Source organism: Martelella sp. AMO21009 (genome assembly GCF_053484295.1).
Genome location: NZ_JBAKFR010000001.1, coordinates 221855 through 240591, shown reverse-complemented (window position 1 = coordinate 240591; position 18737 = coordinate 221855). Strand labels below are relative to the sequence as shown.

The following is an 18737-nucleotide window of genomic DNA, read 5'->3' as shown; positions in this document are numbered from 1 at the left end:
CGAGACAACTAGGCCGGTTGAAAAACATCAGTTTCCACCGCCTGCGGCCGACCCGCCAACCAGCAAAAATCTATTCGGATTTGTTTTTCCAGTCCTTCAGCGCGGCAAAGGGAGACGGCGCGGCGTCATCTTCCGCGTCATCCCCTTCGGCCAAATCCTCCGGCAAGGCGGCACCGGGCTTGCGCGGATAGGGATCGATCGCGAGGCCGATCGTCTCTATCACCAGTGCAGCGATATCGACCTCGCTTCCGGTAAACGGCTCCGGCTCGTCCGGCCCGTTGGGATCGACGATCAACTCGCCTTCCTCGTTGAACTTGCGGTGGAACTGGCGGGAATTTTCCGGAAGGAAAGTGGCGTCCACCTCCTCCTCGATCGTCGCCTCCAGCGGCTCCAGCGTGACCACGCAGTTCTGGGTGATCTCGGCTCTGACCGTGCCTTTGACCCGGACGCCATCGCGCCGCCAGGGCGAAATCCTCAAATCCGCCGAAAGGCTTTCGACCGAGCGGACATCGAGGAACTCCGCCGTCGCCGCGCGCTCCGCCGCGTCGGCCTCGAGACGCATGTCGAAGGCTGCGGATGAGGCGCGGGCAACGGCGAACGGCCGGGAGAAGGGCAGTTTTCGGTCTTCGGCGTTTTCTTCAGCCACGGGCGACCTCCGTGCTTTCCGGCACCAGAAAACTCACCATGCCGGTTTCGACCATGACCTCGTCCATGCGCCCGAGATGATCGGCATTGGCCAGCATCCAGCGCGCGAGTTCCGCCATATCGACCGGTTCGGACTCGACCCCGTGGAAATTCTGCGAAAGCGCGATCGCGAGTTGGCCGAGATCGCGATCCTGGAGGCAGCGCACATAACGCTCCAGCCGGCCATAGAACATACCGGCGAGCTTCTTCATCCGTTTCGGCACGGAATTGTCGCCGACGCCCAGTTCGCGGATGGAGTAGTCGATGTCGAGGAAGAAGGCGTCAACCACCTCCTGCGAGAGCTGTTTACCGCTGTCGGAGGACTTCGCGGTGCGCCACAGGAACAGGATCATCACCGATGACAGCATCTCGAAACGACCCATCACCGTGTCCGGCACGTTATAATCGGTATAAAAACACGGCTGGCGCGCCGTGGTCGTGATCACGCCATACTGGCGCTCCACCACCTGACGGTTGCCGCGTCTTCTGCTGAATAGTCCCAAGGTCGTCCCACTCTCTCTACAAAAATTCCATGGCATCGCACCCGCCCGACGCAATTGCATCCGGACCCAAGCTGGTTTATCCAGTTACCCTGGAAAACGCGAAGCTCGATGACGGGCCGACCGAAGATGGCTGAAGTCCCCATGAACCAACCATAGACAATGGTAGTTTGCGCGGGGGCTGGCCGCAACCGGGAATCGTCGCCGGCAACAGGCATTGCCTGAAGCTGGCGAAAGATGAAAACAATCAGCCGGCGGGTTCGCCCGACCGGCGCCGAGACCTGCCAGGGAGTGTATGTTGAAGACGCACGGTGTGAAATTTGATCTGAAGCCGGCCCGCCCGGCGGCCGCCGGTGCCCTTGTCGCCGTCACCCTTCTGGTTGCAGGCTGCTCGACCAGCGATGTCATCGGCAGCAAGAACGTCTATTACCAGGGCTATGTCGTCGACGAGGAAATGCTGCAGCTGGTCAAGGTCGGCTCCAGCCGCGAACAGGTTGTGCTCACGCTTGGCGAGCCCTCGACCACCGCGACCTTCGACAATGAAGTGTTCTTCTACATTTCGCAGAAGAAGGAAAAGCGCTTCACCTTCCAGAAGCCGCGTCTTGTCGACCAGGAAATCCTGGCGGTCTATTTCGACGGCAATGGCCGGGTCGAGCGCATCGGCCGCTATACGCTGCAGGACGGCAACGTCATCGACATGGCGACCGAAACGACGCCGACCGGCGGCAAGGACATCACCTTCATCCAGCAGATCCTGCAGGGCACCGGCAGCAACGCCGCGCGCGACTTCTTCGGCGCCGGCAACAATGCCGGTGTGGTCGGACCGTAAACCTCAAGCGCAAATGGCAGGCCTTCGAGCCTGCCATTTCATTTGACCGGCGATTTTCGCAGGCGATCAGTTCGTGCCCTGCATCACCCGAACGACCTTTGGCGAAAGCTCTCCTCGCTGGGTAGCCTTGTAATCCTGATAGGTCAGATCACCATTGGCCATGCCGGTTACGATGCGCGAGCACAGCAGGGGCAGAGCCTTGGACTTTGTCGTGTCGAGCAAGACCGCAATCATGCGTATATCTTCGGCGCCGAGCGCCTTCATCTCGTTGACGCACTCTTTTGAAACTTCCCTCTGCATGGCCTTGCTGCCGGCCAGCGCCGTCTGGGCCACAGCAAATTCATTCGCTTCCTGCGTGGACTGGCAGCCCGCAAGAAGGCCGAGGCCGAGAGCGGCCGCCAAAAGTCTTCTCATGCAATTCCTCTTTTTTCCGTGGACTCGTCCAACTCGAAAAATTCCCCCGGCCGAAGCCGGGGGAATGGACCTTACGCCAACACCGCCAGCAGCAGCAGCGCCATGATGTTGGTGATCTTGATCGCCGGGTTGACGGCGGGGCCGGCGGTGTCCTTGTAGGGATCGCCGACGGTGTCGCCGGTGACGGACGCCTTGTGCGCCTCCGAGCCCTTTTCGTGGGTAACGCCGTCGGAATCGACAAAGCCGTCCTCGAAGCTCTTCTTGGCATTGTCCCATGCACCGCCGCCAGACGTCATCGAGATCGCGACGAACAGTCCGTTGACGATCACGCCGAGCAGCGATGCCCCGAGGGCCGCAAAGGCCGACGCCTTGGAGCCCGACATCAGCCAGACGCCGAAGAACACCACCAGCGGCGCCAGCACCGGCAGCAGCGACGGCACGATCATCTCGCGGATCGCGGCCCTGGTCAGCATGTCCACGGCCCGGCCGTAATCCGGCTTTTCCGTGCCGCCCATGATGCCCGGCTTGTCGCGGAATTGCTGGCGCACCTCGGCCACCACGGCGCTCGCCGCCCTCCCCACAGCCGTCATCGCGATGCCGCCGAAGAGGTAGGGGATCAGCCCGCCGAAGATCAGCCCGGCCACGACATAGGGGTTGGAGAGCGAGAACGATATATCGCCCATATCCGCGTAGAACGGATATTGATCGCCATTGGCGGCGAAGAAGGCGAGATCGTTCGAATAGGCCGCGAATAGCACCAGCGCGCCGAGACCGGCCGAGCCGATCGCATAACCCTTGGTGACCGCCTTGGTGGTGTTGCCGACCGCGTCGAGCGCGTCGGTGGACTTGCGCACCTCCGGCGGAAGCCCGGACATTTCAGCGATGCCGCCGGCGTTATCCGTGACCGGGCCGAAGGCATCGAGCGCGACGATCATGCCGGCAAGCCCCAGCATGGCGGTCACCGCGATCCCGGTGCCGAACAGGCCGGCAAGCTGATAGGTGACGATGATGCCGCCGCAGATCACCAGCGCCGGAAGCGCGGTCGCCTCAAGCGAAACCGCAAGCCCCTGGATGACATTGGTGCCGTGACCGGAGACCGAGGCCTGGGCGATCGAGGTCACCGGGCGCTTGCCCGTGCCGGTATAATATTCGGTGATCACCACGATCAGCGCCGTGACGATCAGGCCGACAATGCCGCAGATGAACAGCGCCAGACCGGTAATGTTGCGGCCCGCGACCTCGCCGATCGAGCCGAAGCCGATGGTCGCCCAGGTGGCAAGGCCGATGCCGACGATCGACAGCAGCCCGGTCACGATCAGGCCGCGATAGAGCGCGCCCATGATCGAGCCATTGGTGCCGAGCTTGACGAAGAAGGTGCCGACAATCGATGTCAGGATGCAGACGCCGCAGATGGCGAGCGGCAGTAGCATGACATCGGCAAGCACCGCAGCGCCGCCGAAGAAGATCGCGCCGAGCACCATGGTCGCGACCACCGACACGGCATAGGTTTCGAACAGGTCGGCCGCCATGCCGGCGCAATCGCCGACATTGTCGCCGACATTATCGGCAATGGTTGCCGGGTTGCGCGGGTCGTCCTCCGGAATGCCGGCCTCGACCTTGCCGACCAGATCGCCGCCGACATCGGCCCCCTTGGTGAAGATGCCGCCGCCGAGACGCGCGAACACGGAAATCAACGATGCGCCGAAGCCGAGCGCGACAAGCGCGTCGATGACATGACGGTCATCGGGCGCGTGGCCGAGAATGGCGGTGAGAATATAATAGTAAACGGAGACGCCGAGCAGCGCGAGACCGGCCACCAGCATGCCGGTGATCGCGCCCGACTTGAAGGCGATATCGAGGCCCGAAGCCAGGCTGTAGGACGCCGCCTGGGCGGTTCGCACATTGGCGCGCACGGAGACATGCATGCCGATGAAGCCGGCCGCGCCCGAAAGCACCGCGCCGATGACGAAGCCGATTGCCGCCGTCAGCGAAAGCAGCAGCCAGGCCAGAATGAAGACGACCACGCCGACAATGGCGATCGTGGTATATTGGCGCGTCAGATAGGCCTGCGCCCCTTCCCGGATATAGCCCGCGATTTCCTTCATGCGCGGGGTTCCCTGATCGGCGACCATGACCGAGCGGATCGCCCAAAGGGCGTATACGATCGACAAAAGGCCGCAGACAATCACGGCAAGCAGTATCGTCATTTCGCTTTCCTTCCCTCTACGGCCGGCGCGAAGGCGCAGGACGGCCGAATTGACCTCACGGCGAAACTCGCCCTGTCGGAAGGTTTCCCACCTGCCGGCTGGTTCGAAACCGCCGTATAGCGCTGCCGGACGTCCTGTTCCTCCCGCGTCCCGCAGCCAAAGGGAGAGTGATGGGCTCCAGCCGAAGCGTCAAGTGCCCTTCGCGCACTTTAGACGATAGACATGACAGGCTGTGTGGGACCTAAAGCTTTTCCTCAACCCGGGGCCAGCGGGCGCGGGCCAGTACCCACAGGCCAATCATGTTCAGCGGCGTGAACACCGAAAGAAGCGCCCACCAGGGCGAATAGCCCATGCGCTTGAGGATGATCGTGACGGGCCAGATGTAGCCGATCGCAAAGATCACCAGGATCATCAGCTTCCAGATCATCAAATATCTCCCGTGTGCTTTTCCCGCCTCTCAGACGTCCATCCCGCCCATGCGGCAGACTTCCAGCCACTCGTCTTCCTTCACCGGCTGAACGGAGAGCCGCATGGAGGTGACGAGCGACATGTCGGCGAGCTTTGGATTGGCCTTCACATCCTTCAGCGTCACCGGCTTGGGCATGTCCTCGACGGCGCGAATGTCGACGCATTCCCAGCGCGGGTCATCGGTCGTGCTGTCTGGATGGGCGAGCGCGCAGACCTCGCAGATGCCGACGACCTCCAGCCCCTCATTGGAGTGGTAGAAGAACCCCTTGTCGCCGATTTCCATCGCCCGCATGTTGTTTCGCGCCTGATAATTGCGCACGCCGTCCCACTCTTCTCCGCCCGCGCCCTTGTCCTTCAGCATCTGCCAGGAGAATTTGAACGGCTCGGATTTAAACAGCCAATAGGCCATGCCTCACGCCTCCGGATTGTTGTAGAGCCATTTGTAGGGCTTGACCTCGACCTTTTCGAACAGGCCAGCCTTGCCATAAGGGTCCTCGGACGCGATCGCTTCCGCGTCCGCCTGGGTGTCGGCTTCGATGAGCAGCATCGAGCCGCAGGGCTTGTCGTCGCCGTTGAGAAACGGACCCGCGATCTTCAGCGTGCCCGCCGCGTTGAGCCCGTCGAGCCATTCGAGATGGCGCGGGCGGTTTTCCATGCGGATATGGATATGGTCGGGCTTGTCCTTGCACAAGACGGCGTAGAGCATGGTTTTCTCCTTCATTCGGTCGTGATCGGCCGGCTCATCAGTTCCTCGAGCGCCTGCGGAATGCTAAGCTTGCCCTCAAGCACGCGGGCGACGGCGCTTGAGATCGGCATCTCGACGCCATGGCTTGCGGCAAGTTCGCTGGCAACGGAGGCGCTGTAGACGCCCTCGACCAGCGCCGCATTGACGCTCTCGAAATTACCCTCGGCCAGCGCCACGCCATAGCGGAAATTGCGCGACTGGCGCGAGGTGCCGGTCAGCACCAGGTCGCCGAGGCCGGAAAGCCCGCGCACCGTCTCCGGTTCGCCGCCCATGGCAACCGCCAGCCGCGACATTTCCGCAAGACCGCGCGAAATCAGCGCCGCGCGGGCGGATTCGCCGAGATCCGCGCCCTCGACGATGCCGCAGGCAATCGCCAGCACATTCTTCAGCGCCCCGCCGATCTGCACGCCGACGGGATCGCTCGAGGCATAGAGCCGGAAGGTCCGGCCGGAAAGGATGGTCGCGGTTTCTTTGGCGCGCTCTCCATTTGCGAAGGCCAGCACCATGGCGATCGGCTTGCCGGCGGCGAGATCGACGGCGAAGCCGGGCCCCGACAGCGCACCGGCAGGATGGTTCGGAAGCGTCTCGTTCAGGACCTCGGTGATCAGCCGGCCGCTAGCGCGGTCGATGCCCTTGGCGGCGGAGACAATCACCGCATCGGGATTGAGATAGGGGCCGTAGTAGAGCGCCGCCGCACGCTGGGCCTGTGCCGGCATTGCCAATACCACGATATCGGCCGTCTCAAGCACCGAGGGGTCGATCGTGAACGACAGCGCGGCCGGAAGGGCGATGCCCGGAAGCGCGGCCTGGTGACGTCGGGTCGTTTTCAGTATCCCGATCAGCCCGGCATCGCGGCCGAGCAGGGTGACGGCGTCCTCGCCCTCATGGGCAAAGACGGCGGCAAGCGCCGTGCCGAACGCCCCGGAACCGATGACGACTGTGTTCCTGGTCATGCCTTGACCCCTCTTCTGCCGCTGCCGATCAGCGCCGCGGCATTGCCGTCCAGCGGAAAGCGCGAGCGCACCGAGATTTCCATGTCGTCCGGATCAAAACCGGCGCGCCGACGCTCCAGCCCCGCCCAGGCAATCATCACCGCATTGTCCGTGCACAGGCGCAAGGGCGGCGCGACGAAGGCGAAGCCCTCTTTTGCGCAAAGCCCGGTGAGCATAGCGCGGATCGCACCATTGGCGGCAACGCCGCCCGCGACCACCAGCGCGGGCTGATTATCCCCAGCGAGACCTTCGGCCTTGAAGCGCTGAAGCGCGCGGGCAATCCTGTCTTCCAGCGTATCCGTCACGGCAAGCTGGAAGGCGGCGCAGATATCGGCGATATCCTGCACGCTTACCGGCGCCAGTCCCTGCGCCGCCTGGCGCACCGCCGTCTTGAGGCCGGAGAAGGAGAAATCGAGACGGTCCTCGCCCTTCATCGGTCGCGGCAGTTTCACGCGCCGCGGATCGCCGGTCGCAGCCGCCTTCTCCACCGCCGGCCCGCCCGGATAGCCGAGCCCCAGAAGCTTCGCCGTCTTGTCGAAGGCCTCACCCAGCGCATCGTCGATCGTCGAGCCCCAGCGCTCGTATTCGCCCACGCCCTTGACCAGCACGATCTGGGTATGGCCGCCCGAGACCAGCAGCATCAGGAAGGGAAAGGCGACGCCGTCGGTCAGCCGCGCGGTCAGTGCATGACCTTCGAGGTGATTGATTCCGTAAAACGGCTTGCCCGCAGCATAGGCGATTGCCTTGCCGCTCATCGCGCCGGTGATCAGCCCGCCGATCAGCCCGGGACCGATTGTCGCGGCAATGCCGTCGAGATCGCCAAAGCCCAGCCCCGCTTCCGCAAGAGCGCCGGCGATCAGCCCGTCCATCACCTCGACATGGGCGCGCGCGGCGATCTCCGGCACCACACCGCCAAAGGCCGCATGTTCTTCCAACTGGCTCAGCACCAGATCGGCGATGATTTCGCCGCGACCGGCCTCGTCCATCGCCACGATGGCGGCGGCGGTTTCGTCGCAGCTCGATTCGATGCCGAGAAAGACTGTCTGTTTTTTCATCGCGATTGTTTGCGGCAGGGCGCAATCCGGTTTACGAGACACCCGGTAACAATGGTGGACGCAGGATGCAAACGAAACCTTACAGGATCGGAACGCGCGGCAGCCCGCTGGCGCTGGCGCAGGCGCATGAAACCCGCGATCGGCTGATAGCCGCCCATGGCCTGCCGGAGGATATGTTCGAGATCGTGGTGCTCTCCACCAAGGGCGACCGGATCACCGACCGCGCGCTGGCGGCGATCGGCGGCAAGGGGCTTTTCACCGAGGAAATCGAGGAGCAGTTGCTGTCCGGCGCGCTCGATTTCGCCGTGCATTCCTCCAAGGACATGCCGACAGCGCTGCCGGAAGGACTGACGCTTTCCACCTTCCTGCCGCGCGCCGACCCGCGCGACGCCTTCATCGGCCGCACCGTGAAAAACCTTGCCGACCTGCCGGCGGGCGCGATCGTCGGCTCTTCCTCGCTCAGACGCCAGGCGATGATTCGCCGGCTGAGACCCGATATCGAGGTGGTGATTTTCCGTGGCTCGGTGCAGACGCGGCTGCAGAAGCTCGCAGACGGCGCCGTCGACGGCACTTTCCTCGCCTATGCCGGCCTGACGCGGCTCGGCATGCAGCATGTGGCGACCGAGGTTCTCGATCCGAAGGAATTTATTCCTGCCCCGGCCCAGGGCGCGATCTGCATTGAGCAGCGCGAGAGCGACGAACGGATATCGGCCCTGCTCGCCCCGATCAACGACCGCGACACCTATGATGCCGTCGCCTGCGAGCGAGGCTTTCTGGCGGCCCTCGATGGCTCCTGCCGCACGCCGATCGCGGGTCATGCCCTGCTTGACGGCGAAACGATCCGTTTCTCCGGCCTGATCCTGACGCCGGATGGACGGCAGGCGCATGACATCGCCGTTGAAGGCACGCGCGCTGAAGCCGAGGCGCTCGGCCGCGCGGCCGGCGAGACGCTGCGCGGCCGCGCCGGCCCGCGCTTCTTCGAGGACTGGGTCTGAGGTCTGCGATGCGCGTTCTGGTAACCCGTCCGCAAAACAAGGCCGAGAAGACAGGCGCATTGCTTGCCGCCATGGGCCATCAGCCGGTTGCGATGCCGCTGTTCGAGACCGTTCACCACCCGGACAGAGCCAGGGAGGCAATCGCCCGCGAAAGCTGGGCGGCGCTTGCGGCCACCAGCACCGAGGCCCTGCACGGGATCGAGGCAAAGCGCGACGCGCCGGACATGATCGAACGACCGGTCTTCGCCGTCGGAACCGAGACCGCCGGTAGAGCCAAGGAGGCCGGCTTTGCGCGCGTCTTCACCGGCCAGGGCAATGGCGAGCGGCTGGCCGAGGCGATCGCCGCCGAACCGTCGCTGTTCGTCCGCGCCCCGCTTCTTTACCTAGCCGGTTCGCCGCGCGCGCCTTGGCTGGAGCGCAGGCTTGAGGCCCTGCACGTGCCGTTCGAAACCGCAACCGTCTATGCCATGGAACCGCTGAACTATGATGCGGCGGACATCCATACCTTTGTCAAAACGGCTGACGCGGTCCTGTTCTATTCCCATATGACGGCCGCCCGCTTCTTCGCGCTCGGTGCTGGCGAGGCGCTCGCGAAACGCAGCGAGCCGCCGGCCCTCATCTGCCTTTCGGCCAATGTCGCGCATGCCGTGCCGGCGGAGCTGGCCGATCACGTGCGCATTGCCGACAGGACGACCGAGAAAAGCCTGCTTGCGCTGCTGGCCTGAGGGGTTTCGCCAGAAAGGCCGGGGCAGCGGGGAACAAGTCTTCAACAAAAGCCTTTTCTTAATACCACTCGGCCACTACCCTAGAACCGAGAACTGCAAAAGAGGTAGCCATGGTTTCGGATACGCCGTCTTCGAAAAACGACAAGAAAAACGACGCGACAACAGAAGACACGGCGCCGGAAGCCACGAACGCGCAAGCGCCCGTCCCGCCCCGCACCGATGATGCCGCCGTTGAAACCGCGATGGCCGATGTCGCCGCCGCTATCAAGCGCCATGAGGAGCATCAGGACAAGGAAATTTCGGAGGCGGCGAGCCTCGGCGATGAAGAGCGCGCCGACGGAGAGACCGTCGACGAAAACGCAGACAGCCCACCGCCACCACCGCCGGAGCCCCCCACATCGGCCGTACCGCCACGCAAAGGCCCCGGCTTCGGCCCGGTGCTTCTGGCCGGTGTGGCCGGCGCCGTGATCGCGCTTGCGGGCGCCTACGCGCTGTCCTCGGCGGGCATGCTGGGCGGTAGCGTAGGCGGCAAGATCAATGACGAGATCGCCGCGCTCCGTCAGGAAATCGAAGCGCTCAAGGCCAATGACGGTTCGGCCGCGCTCCAGTCGCAGCTCGACGCGCTGAAGCAGCAGGTCCAGAGTTCCAAAGGCTCGGGCGAGGACATTGCCTCTCTCAAGCAACAGGTAAGCTCCATCCAGAGCACGCAGCAGAACGATGCCGGCGCGGTGAAAAGCCTGCAGTCCGGCCTCGACCAGTTGAAATCCAGCCTGAGCTCCGACCAGCAGGACATCCAGCAGAAGCTTTCGGCGCTGGAGGCCAAGGTGAATACGCCCGGCAAGGATCTGGCCGTCGCCCGCGCCATTGCCGCCGCAGCGCTGAAATCGGCGATCGACCGGGGCGACAATTTCGCGACGGAGCTTGCGACCTATGCCGAAGTTGCGCCGGCAGACGCCGATCTCTCGAAGCTGAAGGCGCTCGCGACGAGCGGCATCCCGACCCGCGAGGAACTCTCGGCCGAATTCTCCGACGCCGCCGACGCCATTATCGCGGCCGCCGAACCGCCGCCCCCGGAAGGCAATATCTTCAACCGTCTTGTCGACAGCGCCAAGGGCCTCGTCAGCGTGCGCCCCGTCGGCGATGTCGAAGGCGACACCGTGCCGGCGATCGTCGCGCGCATCGAAAACGCGCTGACCAAGGGCGACCTGAAGACGGCGGAAAGCGAGTGGGAAAAACTACCTGACGCCGCAAAGCAGGCCTCGCAGAAATTCGCCGACGGGCTGAAGGCGCGCATCGAAGCAGATGATCTGGTCTCCACCACGCTATCGAGCGCGCTCGGCGCAACCGCCGGCGCGCCCGTCACGCCGTCCGGCAATTGAGGAGGTAGGATATGATCAGACTTTTGATTTTCGCGATCATCGTTCTTGCCTTCGCGCTCGGCTTTTCCTGGTTTGCCGACCGGCCCGGCGAATTGACGCTCGTCTGGCAGGGCCAGATGTTCGAAACCCCGCTGACCACCGCACTGGCGCTGCTGATCGCCCTCATCTTCGTGGTGATGATCGTGTGGTGGCTGATCAGCGCGATCTGGACCTCGCCGAAAAGCGTCACCCGCTACTTCCGCGCCCGCAAGCGCGATCGCGGCTATCAGGCGATCTCGACAGGGCTGATCGCCGTCGGCGCCGGCAATCTGGTTCAGGCGCGCAAGATGAGCACGCGCGCCCATGCGCTTCTGAGCGCCGATCAGGAGCCGCTCATCCACGTGCTCGATGCGCAGGTGGCGCTGACCGAGGGCAATTACGACAAGGCGCGGCGTCTGTTCGAGGCGATGTCGGAAGATCCGGAAACCGCCGAACTCGGCCTGCGCGGTCTCTATCTTGAGGCCAAGCGCGTCGGCGCCGACGAGGCCGCACAGCATTTCGCCGAGCAGGCCGCCGACAAGGCGCCCTATCTCGCCTGGGCCGCCAAGGCGACGCTGGAAGCGCGCGCCCGCCAGGGCCGCTGGGACGACGCGATCCGCCTTCTGGACCAGCAGCGTTCCGCCAAGGTGACCGACAAGGACGAATCGGCGCGGCTGAAATCGGTGGTGCTGACCGCGCGCGCCGAAAGCAGGCTCGACACCGATCCGAAGGGTGCGGCTGCCGATGCGCTGCAGGCGCTGAAGCTGCGCGACGATTTCCACCCCGCCGCGATCATCGCCGCCAAGGCCTATTTGGCGCAGGGCAATCTCCGCAAATCCGCCGGCGTTCTTGAAATGGTGTGGAAGAAGGAGCCCCACCCCCAGACCGGCGCGCTTTACGTGCGCGCCCGCGGCGGCGACAGCGCCGTCGACAGGCTGAAGCGGGCCGAAAAGCTGGAGGCGCTGAAGCCCAACAACTGGGTCTCGCTGATGGTCGTCGCCCGCGCCGCGCTCGACGCCCGCGAATTCGAAAAGGCCCGAGAAAAGGCCGAAGCCGCCGCGCGCATGCAGCCGCGCGAAAGCGCCTTCCTGCTTCTCGCCGATATCGAAGAGGCCGAAACCGGCGACCAGGGCCGCGTGCGCCACTGGATGGCGCAGGCGCTCAGATCCGAACGCGACCCGACCTGGGTCGCCGATGGTCTGGTATCCGAATATTGGCGGCCGTTCTCGCCCACGACCGGCCAGCTCGACGCCTTCTCATGGAAGGTGCCCTACGGCGAAATCGCCGGTCCGATCGAGGAGGGCAGCGCCTCGCGTCTCGACGAGGCCTTGAAGAGCCTTCCCCCTGTGGGCGGCAGCCGGGCGGAACCGGAAACGCCCGCGGACGACGCTCCTATTTTCCAGGAGGACGCCAAGCCCGAAGCTGAGGCCGAGACGGCCGAAGCGCCCGAGCCTGCGGCCCCCGCCGAGGACGAAAGCAAGAATGAGGCCCCGAAAACGGAAACGATCCGGCCCGTGATCATGGACCCCGCCCCCGGCGCATCCGCGATCAAAACTGATGAAGCGAAGGTCGCGCCGGAGGAAAAGCCGCTCGTGGTGGAGGCCCGCTCGGAAGACATTCCGCCGAAACCCGCCGAGGGCAGCGTGGAAGAGGACGATGACGCCAACGCCCCGTTGAAGCCCTTTGGCGGACGCACGCCGGACGATCCGGGTATTGACGATAGCGATGATGACGACACGCCGCCGGCCGCGAAAAAACGCCTGTTTTTCTGATCCGGTCCGCTCATGTGTCATAACCGTAATTTGATTGACCGATGTTAAGTGATCTATTGGCGTAGCGGCCCGCACGGGTCATGATGGCGCAGTGAACAAGGCGAATCTCCGAGAATGTTAGAAAAGATCAGCAGGTTTCTCCAGGACATCGGCAGCGACGCACCCAGGGGCGAGGCCCGGCCCGACGATGCCCGCGTGGCCGTGGTGGCGCTCTGTTATCAGGTGATGGAGGCCGACGGCGTCATCAGCGACAGCGAACGCAACAGGCTTCGGGAGTTGATCGAAAACCAGTACGACCTGCATGGCGCCGGTCTGGAAGAACTGATTTCCGCCGGCGAGGAGGCCGGCAACGAGGCGGTCGATTTCTACCGCTTCACCTCCGACGTCAAGCGCCATCTCGACGAGGGCCAGCGCGTGCGCCTGATTGGGCTGTTGTGGGACATCGCCTATGCCGATGGCAATCGCAGCGAGATGGAAGACAACGTCGTCTGGCGGATTGCCGAACTGATCGGGGTATCTAGCCGCGAGCGGGTGCTGGAGCGTCAGGCCGCGCTCAAGCGCGCCGCTATTGTCGACGATGGAGAACTGCCCGGTGACGATTGAACCGACACGACCGATCCTGGTCATCCTTCACCAGGAACGCTCGACCCCCGGCCGCGTTGGCCAGATGCTTGTCGAAAAGGGCTTCCGCCTCGACATCCGCCGGCCGGCGCTCGGCGACAAATTGCCGGAGACGCTCGCCGCCCATTCGGGCGCGGTGGTGTTCGGCGGCCCGATGAGCGCCAATGACAATGAGGACTATGTCCGTCGCGAGATCGACTGGCTGTCAATTCCGCTGAAGGAAAACCGTCCCTATCTCGGCATCTGTCTGGGCGCCCAGATGCTGGCCCGCCATCTCGGCGGCCGGGTCCAGAGCAATAGTGACGGCTCGGTCGAGATCGGCTGGTATCCGCTGCACGCGACCGAACACGGACGGCTGATGATGAAATGGCCGTCCATGGTCTATCAGTTCCACCGCGAAGGATTTGAGCTGCCGCATGGCGCCGAATTACTGGCCAGCGGCGACCTCTACCCGAACCAAGCCTTCCGCTATGGGGAGAAAGCCTATGCCGTGCAGTTTCACGCCGAACTGACCCGGGCGATGATGCAAAGATGGGTGGTGCACGGCGCCAGCCGGTTCTCGCTGCCCCAGGCGCAGGCGGGCCACCTTCACCTCGAAGGCCGGATGCTGCACGACCGGGCGCTGAAGGCCTGGCTCAGCGAATTCCTCGACATCGTGTTCGAGCGCACGACGGCGCAATCGCTTCAGGGCTGATCCGATTCGCCCAGCAGGTGCTCGGGCGTCTCCAGGCTGTCGACCTTCCTGAGCTTGGTGAAGGTCATCGCCCATGCCACAGCGACCGCCAGCGACCCAACCCCGCCGAAGACCACCGCCGGCACGGCGCCGATGACATGGGCCATGGTGCCGGCGCGGAACTCTCCGAGTTCGTTTGAGGCCCCGACGAACACCATGTTGACGGCGTTGACCCGGCCGCGCAGCTCGTCCGGCGTCCACAGCGCGATCAGCGTTTCGCGGACATAGACCGAGATCATGTCGGCCCCGCCCATGACGGCGAGTGCGGCGATCGAAATCCAGGCGCTCTCGGACAGGCCGAAGACCACGGTGGAAAGGCCGAAAATCGCCACGCCGGCGAACATGTAATAGCCCGCATGGTGGCGGATCGGCACGCTGGCAAGCAGCAGCGCGACCAGCACGCCGCCGACGCCCGGCGCGGCCCGCAGCAGGCCGAGCCCCCACGGGCCGAGATCCAGAACGTCGCGGGCGAAGACCGGCATCAGCGCCACAGCCCCCCCCAAAAGCACCACGAACAGATCGAGCGAGATTGCCCCGAGCACGACCTTTTCGGATGTGATGAAGCGAAAGCCCGCGAGAATGGTGTTGAGCGTGACCGCGCTTGTCGGGCGGCGCTGGCTCGGCTTCGGCACGGTCAGCATCAACACCGTAGCCGCGGCGAAGAGCGCAAGCGCGGTGGAATAGGCAAGCGTCGCGCCGCCGCCGTAAAGCAGGCCGCCCGCGACCGGGCCGACGATCGAGGCGATCTGCCAGGACGAGGAGTTCCAGGCGATCGCGTTGGCGAGATCCTTTTCGGGCACAAGGTTGGGTGCGAGCGACTGCAGTGCCGGGCCGGAAAAGGCACGTTCCGTGCCGAATACCGCCAGAAGCGCGAACACCGGCCAAGGCGAAAACAGGCCAAGCACGGTGATCGCCAGAAGGCAGGCGGCGCAGGCGGCGGCAACTGCAAAGCATATCGCGGCAATCATCCGGCGGTTGTAGCGGTCGGCGACTGTGCCGGTCACCAGCGTCAGAAGCAACGCCGGCAAAAACTGGAACAGGCCGATGAGACCGAGATAGAAGGCGTTGCCGGTCTCGTCGTACATCTGCCAGCCGACGGCGACGGAAACAATCTGAACCGCGAACGTGCCGAGAAACCGCGAGAAGAAATAGAGCGAATAGCCTTTGTGACGGAAGGCATCGAAGCGGGCGCCGGAGGGGGACAGGGTCATCTTGGATAAGCTTTCGGGAGACATGATGCGCTGAGGGCGCAACCGGCAATAAATACCGGACAAAACCCACCGCCCCTTGCTCGTTTAGAATTGAATGTCTAAATGTTTGCAAGGAAAAAACGGGAGTCATTCATGATCGCGCTGTTCGAGACGATTTACTACGCACTTGAAATCTATAAGTGGGTGATCATCGCCAGCGCTATCTTCTCCTGGCTCTACGCTTTCAACATCATCAATGCGCACAGCCCATTCATCAACTCGATCGGTCGCGGGCTCTATGCGGTCACCGAACCGGTCTACCGGCCGATCCGCAACTTCCTGCCCAATCTCGGCGGGATCGACATCTCCCCGGTGATCGTGCTCCTGATCGTGTTCTTCCTGCAGCGCCTGATCCTGACCGGCGTCATGCCGCGGCTCTACTGAGCACGCCCGTCGCAACGCAGAATTGATTCGCTCATCCGGCCTTAAAGTGCTTGGAAAGCTTCAGGCCCTGCGCCTGATAGTTTGAGCCGAGGCCCGCGCCATAAAGCGTCTCGGGCATTTCCAGCATGTTCTCATAGATCAGCCGGCCGACGATCTGGCGGTGTTCGAGGATGAACGGCACCTCGTGGCTACGCACCTCCAACACCGCCCGCGCGCCCTTGCCGCCGGCGCCAGCATGGCCGAAGCCTGGATCGAAGAAGCCGGCATAGTGCACCCGGAACTCGCCCACCAGCGGATCGAACGGCGTCATCTCGGCGGCGCAGAGTGGCGGCACGTGGACGGCTTCGCGCGAGACCAGAATGTAGAATTCGTCCGGATCGAGGATCAGTTCGCCCTTGCCGCGCCCATGGATCGGCTCCCAGAAATCCAGCACGTCGTAGCCGGCCTTGCGGTCGACATCGATCACGCCGGTATGGTGCTTGCCGCGATAGCCAACCAGCCCCTCGCCCGCCAGATCGATCGACAGCGCGATCCCGCCGCCGGAGACATTCGGCATCTCGCTCGCCACCAGCGTTTCGCGCTCGTGCAGCGCCAGAAGGGCGGACTCGGTGAGCACGGATTGCCCCGTGCGGAAGCGGATCTGCGACAGCCGCGACCCCTGCCTGACGATGATCGGGAAGGTGCGCGGCGAGATTTCGAGATAGAGCGGACCTTCGTAGCCAGCCGGGATGATGTCGAATTCCTGGGCATAGTCGGAAATCACCCGGGTGAAGATGTCGAGGCGGCCAGTGGAGCTTTTCGGATTGGTCGAGGCCGACAGCCCGTCCTTAAGCTTCAGCGCCTCCATCAATTCCACGATATAGACACAGCCGGTCTCCAGCACCGCGCCTTCGGTGAGGTCGATCTCGTGCAGGGAAAGGCGGGAAAGCTTGTCCTCGACCTTGTGTCCGGGGCCCGGCAGAAAGCTTGCGCGCACGCGATAGGCCTTCGCACCAAGCCTCAGATCGAGGCTTGCCGGCTGGATCTGGTCGTGGTCGCGCGGCGCGCTGGCGATCAGATTTCCGTTCTCAAACAGGCTGGCGATCGCGCGATCGGCCAGAATTCCGGGCTTTTGTGACATGTTTTGCTCCTGTTGCGCGACAAAACCAAGCTTTCAGAATTGACGCAAGCGCTTATAGGGATTATGCCGCCTTTATACCCGTGGTGATTTGGCCGGTCGGCTTGCAGCCACGTTAAACAACTAGCTAAAAGGCCGGGTGAACCGGTCCCGCGCGACCGGTTTTTTTGTTTGGAGAGATATGATGAAAAAGTCCTGGCGTCCTCAGACCAAGCTCGTTCACGGCGGCAGCCTCCGTTCGCAATATGGCGAAATGTCGGAGGGCATCTTCCTGACGCAGGGCTTCCTCTATGAAAATTCCGCCGCCGCCGAGGCGCGCTTCAAGGGCGAGGAAGAGGGTTTCATCTACGCCCGCTACGGCAGCCCCACCAATGCGATGTTCGAGCAACGCATGTGCGCGCTGGAAGGCGCGGAGGATGCCCGCGCCACCGCCTCCGGCATGGCCGCCGTTTCAGCCGCGATCCTGTGCCAGTTGAAGGCCGGCGATCACATCGTCGCGGCCCGCGCACTGTTCGGCTCCTGCCGCTGGGTGGTGGAGACGCTTGCTCCGAAGTACGGCATCGAGTGCACGCTGGTCGATGGCCGCGACCTTGCCAACTGGGAAGCTGCGATCCGGCCGAATACCAAGCTGTTCTTCCTCGAAAGCCCGACCAACCCGACGCTGGAAGTTGTCGATATCGCCGGCGTTGCGGCGCTTGCCAAACAGGCCGGCGCCCGCACCGTGGTCGACAATGTGTTTGCCACCGCGCTCTACCAGAAGCCGCTTGAACTCGGCGCCGACATCGTCGTCTATTCCGCGACCAAGCATATCGACGGCCAGGGCCGGGTGCTCGGCGGTCTCGTGCTGTCGTCGAAGGAATGGATCGAGGAAGAGCTGCAGGACTATTTCCGCCATACCGGCCCTGCCCTCTCCCCGTTCAATGCATGGCTACTTCTGAAGGGTCTCGAAACCTTCCCGCTGCGCGTGCGCCAGCAGACCGAGACTGCCGGAAAGATCGCCGATTTCCTGGCCGACCAGAAGCAGATCGCGCGCGTGATCTATCCCGGCCGCGATGACCACCCCCAGGCCGAGATCGTGAAGAAGCAGATGGCCGCCGGCTCCACCCTCGTCGCCTTCGAGCTGAAGGGCGGCAAGGACGCCGCCTTCGCGCTGCAGGACCAACTGGAGATCGTCTCGATTTCCAACAATCTCGGCGACGCCAAGAGCCTGATCACCCATCCGGCGACCACGACGCACAAGAACCTCGCGGAGGAAGCTCGCCTCGAACTCGGCATTACCGGCGGCACGATCCGGTTCTCGGCCGGCATTGAGGACACCGACGATCTGATCGAGGATTTCGCCCAGGCCCTTGCAAAACTGCCTGTCTGAGCCACATTGGCCTCACGGGCGGCTAAGCCGCCCCGGGGCTATCCAGGGAGAACCAGTGCACTACAGGGCGATCACCCACGAGATCGAGGTCAGCGTCAGGCCAAGCTTTCTGGAAAACCATTCCATGCCGGAGGACGAGCATTTCGTCTGGGCCTATGAGATCGAGATCGCCAATCATCGCAGAGACCGGATCGAGATCGTCTCGCGTCACTGGACGATCACCAATGCCAGCGGCATTGTCGAAACCGTGTCGGGCGACGGCATTGCCGGCAAGCATCCGATGATCGCCCCGGAAGAGCGCTACAGCTACCGATCCGCCGCGCCGCTCGACACACCCTCCGGCATCATGGTCGGCCACTACATCGTCAAAACCGCCGACAACCGCCTCCTCAAGATCGACATCCCGGCCTTCTCGCTCGATTCGCCCTACGACGCAGGAAGCCGGCATTGAGAGCCGCCCACGTCCATTCATGAAACCGG

Annotated in this window: 21 protein-coding genes and 1 riboswitch; of the genes, 10 read left to right on the top strand and 11 right to left on the bottom strand. The window is 63.7% G+C overall.

The features are described 5' to 3' along the window. Window positions 1-70: 70 nt before the first annotated feature. Window positions 71-646, bottom strand: coding sequence for a YceD family protein (locus V6766_RS01130; RefSeq protein ID WP_448462790.1), 576 nt, complete (start codon window positions 644-646; stop codon window positions 71-73). Continuing rightward, window positions 639-1223 carry a ubiquinol-cytochrome C chaperone family protein gene (locus tag V6766_RS01125; protein ID WP_448462788.1) on the bottom strand — a complete coding sequence of 195 codons (585 nt, stop codon included), beginning with the start codon at window positions 1221-1223 and terminating at the stop codon, window positions 639-641. The genes V6766_RS01130 and V6766_RS01125 overlap by 8 nt, the downstream gene beginning before the upstream one ends. 256 nt (window positions 1224-1479) lie before the next feature. Between V6766_RS01125 and V6766_RS01120 the strand changes: the two genes are divergently transcribed. Next, the gene (locus tag V6766_RS01120) at window positions 1480-2013 is read left to right on the top strand and encodes an outer membrane protein assembly factor BamE (protein ID WP_448462786.1); all 534 of its coding nucleotides are present in this window, start codon (window positions 1480-1482) and stop codon (window positions 2011-2013) included. A 66-nt stretch (window positions 2014-2079) separates the two neighbouring features. On the opposite strand, the gene V6766_RS01115 is transcribed toward V6766_RS01120, so the two are convergent. From V6766_RS01115 to tsaD, 7 genes are all read right to left on the bottom strand, one after another. Beyond that, complete coding sequence (locus V6766_RS01115; protein ID WP_448462784.1) at window positions 2080-2427, bottom strand: hypothetical protein; 348 nt, start codon at window positions 2425-2427, stop codon at window positions 2080-2082. Between the two features lie 71 nt (window positions 2428-2498). Beyond that, on the bottom strand, window positions 2499-4634 hold the full coding sequence (locus V6766_RS01110) for a sodium-translocating pyrophosphatase (RefSeq protein ID WP_448462782.1): 2136 nt from the start codon (window positions 4632-4634) through the stop codon (window positions 2499-2501). Window positions 4635-4875: 241 nt separating this feature from the next. Next, on the bottom strand, window positions 4876-5061 hold the full coding sequence (locus tag V6766_RS01105) for a hypothetical protein (RefSeq protein WP_448462780.1): 186 nt from the start codon (window positions 5059-5061) through the stop codon (window positions 4876-4878). Between the two features lie 30 nt (window positions 5062-5091). Further along, complete coding sequence (locus V6766_RS01100) at window positions 5092-5511, bottom strand: EVE domain-containing protein (protein ID WP_448462778.1); 420 nt, start codon at window positions 5509-5511, stop codon at window positions 5092-5094. A 3-nt stretch (window positions 5512-5514) separates the two neighbouring features. Then, window positions 5515-5808, bottom strand: a complete 294-nt coding sequence (locus V6766_RS01095) for a YciI family protein (protein WP_448462776.1) — start codon at window positions 5806-5808, stop codon at window positions 5515-5517. An 11-nt stretch (window positions 5809-5819) separates the two neighbouring features. Continuing rightward, window positions 5820-6800, bottom strand: coding sequence for an NAD(P)H-dependent glycerol-3-phosphate dehydrogenase (locus tag V6766_RS01090; RefSeq protein WP_448462774.1), 981 nt, complete (start codon window positions 6798-6800; stop codon window positions 5820-5822). After that, a complete protein-coding gene (gene tsaD / locus V6766_RS01085; RefSeq protein WP_448462772.1) occupies window positions 6797-7894 on the bottom strand; it encodes a tRNA (adenosine(37)-N6)-threonylcarbamoyltransferase complex transferase subunit TsaD in 1098 nt (365 codons plus the stop codon). Before tsaD ends, V6766_RS01090 begins: the two co-directional genes overlap by 4 nt. A gap of 65 nt (window positions 7895-7959) precedes the next feature. On the opposite strand from tsaD, the gene hemC reads away from it, so the two are divergent. The 6 genes from hemC (at window position 7960) to V6766_RS01055 (ending at window position 14098) form a co-directional block, all read left to right on the top strand. Further along, a complete protein-coding gene (hemC, locus tag V6766_RS01080; RefSeq protein ID WP_448462770.1) occupies window positions 7960-8889 on the top strand; it encodes a hydroxymethylbilane synthase in 930 nt (309 codons plus the stop codon). 8 nt (window positions 8890-8897) lie between these two features. Next, window positions 8898-9614 (top strand): uroporphyrinogen-III synthase, encoded by a 717-nt coding sequence (locus V6766_RS01075; protein ID WP_448462768.1) that lies wholly within the window; start codon window positions 8898-8900, stop codon window positions 9612-9614. Between the two features lie 110 nt (window positions 9615-9724). Beyond that, on the top strand, window positions 9725-10993 hold the full coding sequence (locus tag V6766_RS01070; RefSeq protein WP_448462766.1) for a COG4223 family protein: 1269 nt from the start codon (window positions 9725-9727) through the stop codon (window positions 10991-10993). Window positions 10994-11004: 11 nt separating this feature from the next. Then, window positions 11005-12783 carry a heme biosynthesis HemY N-terminal domain-containing protein gene (locus tag V6766_RS01065; protein ID WP_448462764.1) on the top strand — a complete coding sequence of 593 codons (1779 nt, stop codon included), beginning with the start codon at window positions 11005-11007 and terminating at the stop codon, window positions 12781-12783. A gap of 114 nt (window positions 12784-12897) precedes the next feature. Further along, window positions 12898-13386: a tellurite resistance TerB family protein gene (locus tag V6766_RS01060; RefSeq protein ID WP_448462762.1), complete on the top strand. Its 489-nt coding sequence runs from the start codon at window positions 12898-12900 to the stop codon at window positions 13384-13386. Further along, window positions 13376-14098, top strand: coding sequence for a glutamine amidotransferase (locus V6766_RS01055; protein WP_448462760.1), 723 nt, complete (start codon window positions 13376-13378; stop codon window positions 14096-14098). The genes V6766_RS01060 and V6766_RS01055 overlap by 11 nt, the downstream gene beginning before the upstream one ends. Here the strand turns inward: V6766_RS01055 and V6766_RS01050 are convergent. Beyond that, window positions 14089-15348 carry an MFS transporter gene (locus tag V6766_RS01050; RefSeq protein WP_448462758.1) on the bottom strand — a complete coding sequence of 420 codons (1260 nt, stop codon included), beginning with the start codon at window positions 15346-15348 and terminating at the stop codon, window positions 14089-14091. The two genes, V6766_RS01055 and V6766_RS01050, sit on opposite strands and share 10 nt — an antisense overlap. A gap of 132 nt (window positions 15349-15480) precedes the next feature. Between V6766_RS01050 and V6766_RS01045 the strand changes: the two genes are divergently transcribed. Next, window positions 15481-15771 carry a YggT family protein gene (locus V6766_RS01045; protein WP_018062808.1) on the top strand — a complete coding sequence of 97 codons (291 nt, stop codon included), beginning with the start codon at window positions 15481-15483 and terminating at the stop codon, window positions 15769-15771. Between the two features lie 31 nt (window positions 15772-15802). Here the strand turns inward: V6766_RS01045 and V6766_RS01040 are convergent, their stop codons facing one another. Further along, on the bottom strand, window positions 15803-16891 hold the full coding sequence (locus tag V6766_RS01040; RefSeq protein ID WP_448462756.1) for a 2'-deoxycytidine 5'-triphosphate deaminase: 1089 nt from the start codon (window positions 16889-16891) through the stop codon (window positions 15803-15805). 70 nt (window positions 16892-16961) lie between these two features. Then, window positions 16962-17039: riboswitch (SAM riboswitch) on the top strand. A gap of 33 nt (window positions 17040-17072) precedes the next feature. On the opposite strand from V6766_RS01040, the gene V6766_RS01035 reads away from it, so the two are divergent. Together V6766_RS01035 and apaG are read left to right on the top strand one after the other, a co-directional pair. After that, window positions 17073-18257, top strand: a complete 1185-nt coding sequence (locus V6766_RS01035; RefSeq protein WP_448462754.1) for an O-succinylhomoserine sulfhydrylase — start codon at window positions 17073-17075, stop codon at window positions 18255-18257. A 55-nt stretch (window positions 18258-18312) separates the two neighbouring features. After that, the gene (gene apaG / locus V6766_RS01030; RefSeq protein ID WP_448462752.1) at window positions 18313-18708 is read left to right on the top strand and encodes a Co2+/Mg2+ efflux protein ApaG; all 396 of its coding nucleotides are present in this window, start codon (window positions 18313-18315) and stop codon (window positions 18706-18708) included. Window positions 18709-18737 lie beyond the last annotated feature (29 nt).

Bases quoted from the DNA above. Each gene is read 5' to 3' on its own strand.
- V6766_RS01125 (WP_448462788.1), bottom strand. From the start codon at position 1,223: ATGCCATGGAATTTTTGTAGAGAGAGTGGGACGACCTTGGGACTATTC.
- V6766_RS01120 (WP_448462786.1), top strand. From the start codon at position 1,480: ATGTTGAAGACGCACGGTGTGAAATTTGATCTGAAGCCGGCCCGCCCG.
- V6766_RS01115 (WP_448462784.1), bottom strand. From the start codon at position 2,427: ATGAGAAGACTTTTGGCGGCCGCTCTCGGCCTCGGCCTTCTTGCGGGC.
- V6766_RS01110 (WP_448462782.1), bottom strand. From the start codon at position 4,634: ATGACGATACTGCTTGCCGTGATTGTCTGCGGCCTTTTGTCGATCGTA.
- V6766_RS01105 (WP_448462780.1), bottom strand. From the start codon at position 5,061: ATGATCTGGAAGCTGATGATCCTGGTGATCTTTGCGATCGGCTACATC.
- V6766_RS01100 (WP_448462778.1), bottom strand. From the start codon at position 5,511: ATGGCCTATTGGCTGTTTAAATCCGAGCCGTTCAAATTCTCCTGGCAG.
- V6766_RS01095 (WP_448462776.1), bottom strand. From the start codon at position 5,808: ATGCTCTACGCCGTCTTGTGCAAGGACAAGCCCGACCATATCCATATC.
- V6766_RS01090 (WP_448462774.1), bottom strand. From the start codon at position 6,800: ATGACCAGGAACACAGTCGTCATCGGTTCCGGGGCGTTCGGCACGGCG.
- tsaD (WP_448462772.1), bottom strand. From the start codon at position 7,894: ATGAAAAAACAGACAGTCTTTCTCGGCATCGAATCGAGCTGCGACGAA.
- hemC (WP_448462770.1), top strand. From the start codon at position 7,960: ATGCAAACGAAACCTTACAGGATCGGAACGCGCGGCAGCCCGCTGGCG.
- V6766_RS01075 (WP_448462768.1), top strand. From the start codon at position 8,898: ATGCGCGTTCTGGTAACCCGTCCGCAAAACAAGGCCGAGAAGACAGGC.
- V6766_RS01070 (WP_448462766.1), top strand. From the start codon at position 9,725: ATGGTTTCGGATACGCCGTCTTCGAAAAACGACAAGAAAAACGACGCG.
- V6766_RS01065 (WP_448462764.1), top strand. From the start codon at position 11,005: ATGATCAGACTTTTGATTTTCGCGATCATCGTTCTTGCCTTCGCGCTC.
- V6766_RS01060 (WP_448462762.1), top strand. From the start codon at position 12,898: ATGTTAGAAAAGATCAGCAGGTTTCTCCAGGACATCGGCAGCGACGCA.
- V6766_RS01050 (WP_448462758.1), bottom strand. From the start codon at position 15,348: ATGACCCTGTCCCCCTCCGGCGCCCGCTTCGATGCCTTCCGTCACAAA.
- V6766_RS01045 (WP_018062808.1), top strand. From the start codon at position 15,481: ATGATCGCGCTGTTCGAGACGATTTACTACGCACTTGAAATCTATAAG.
- V6766_RS01040 (WP_448462756.1), bottom strand. From the start codon at position 16,891: ATGTCACAAAAGCCCGGAATTCTGGCCGATCGCGCGATCGCCAGCCTG.
- V6766_RS01035 (WP_448462754.1), top strand. From the start codon at position 17,073: ATGAAAAAGTCCTGGCGTCCTCAGACCAAGCTCGTTCACGGCGGCAGC.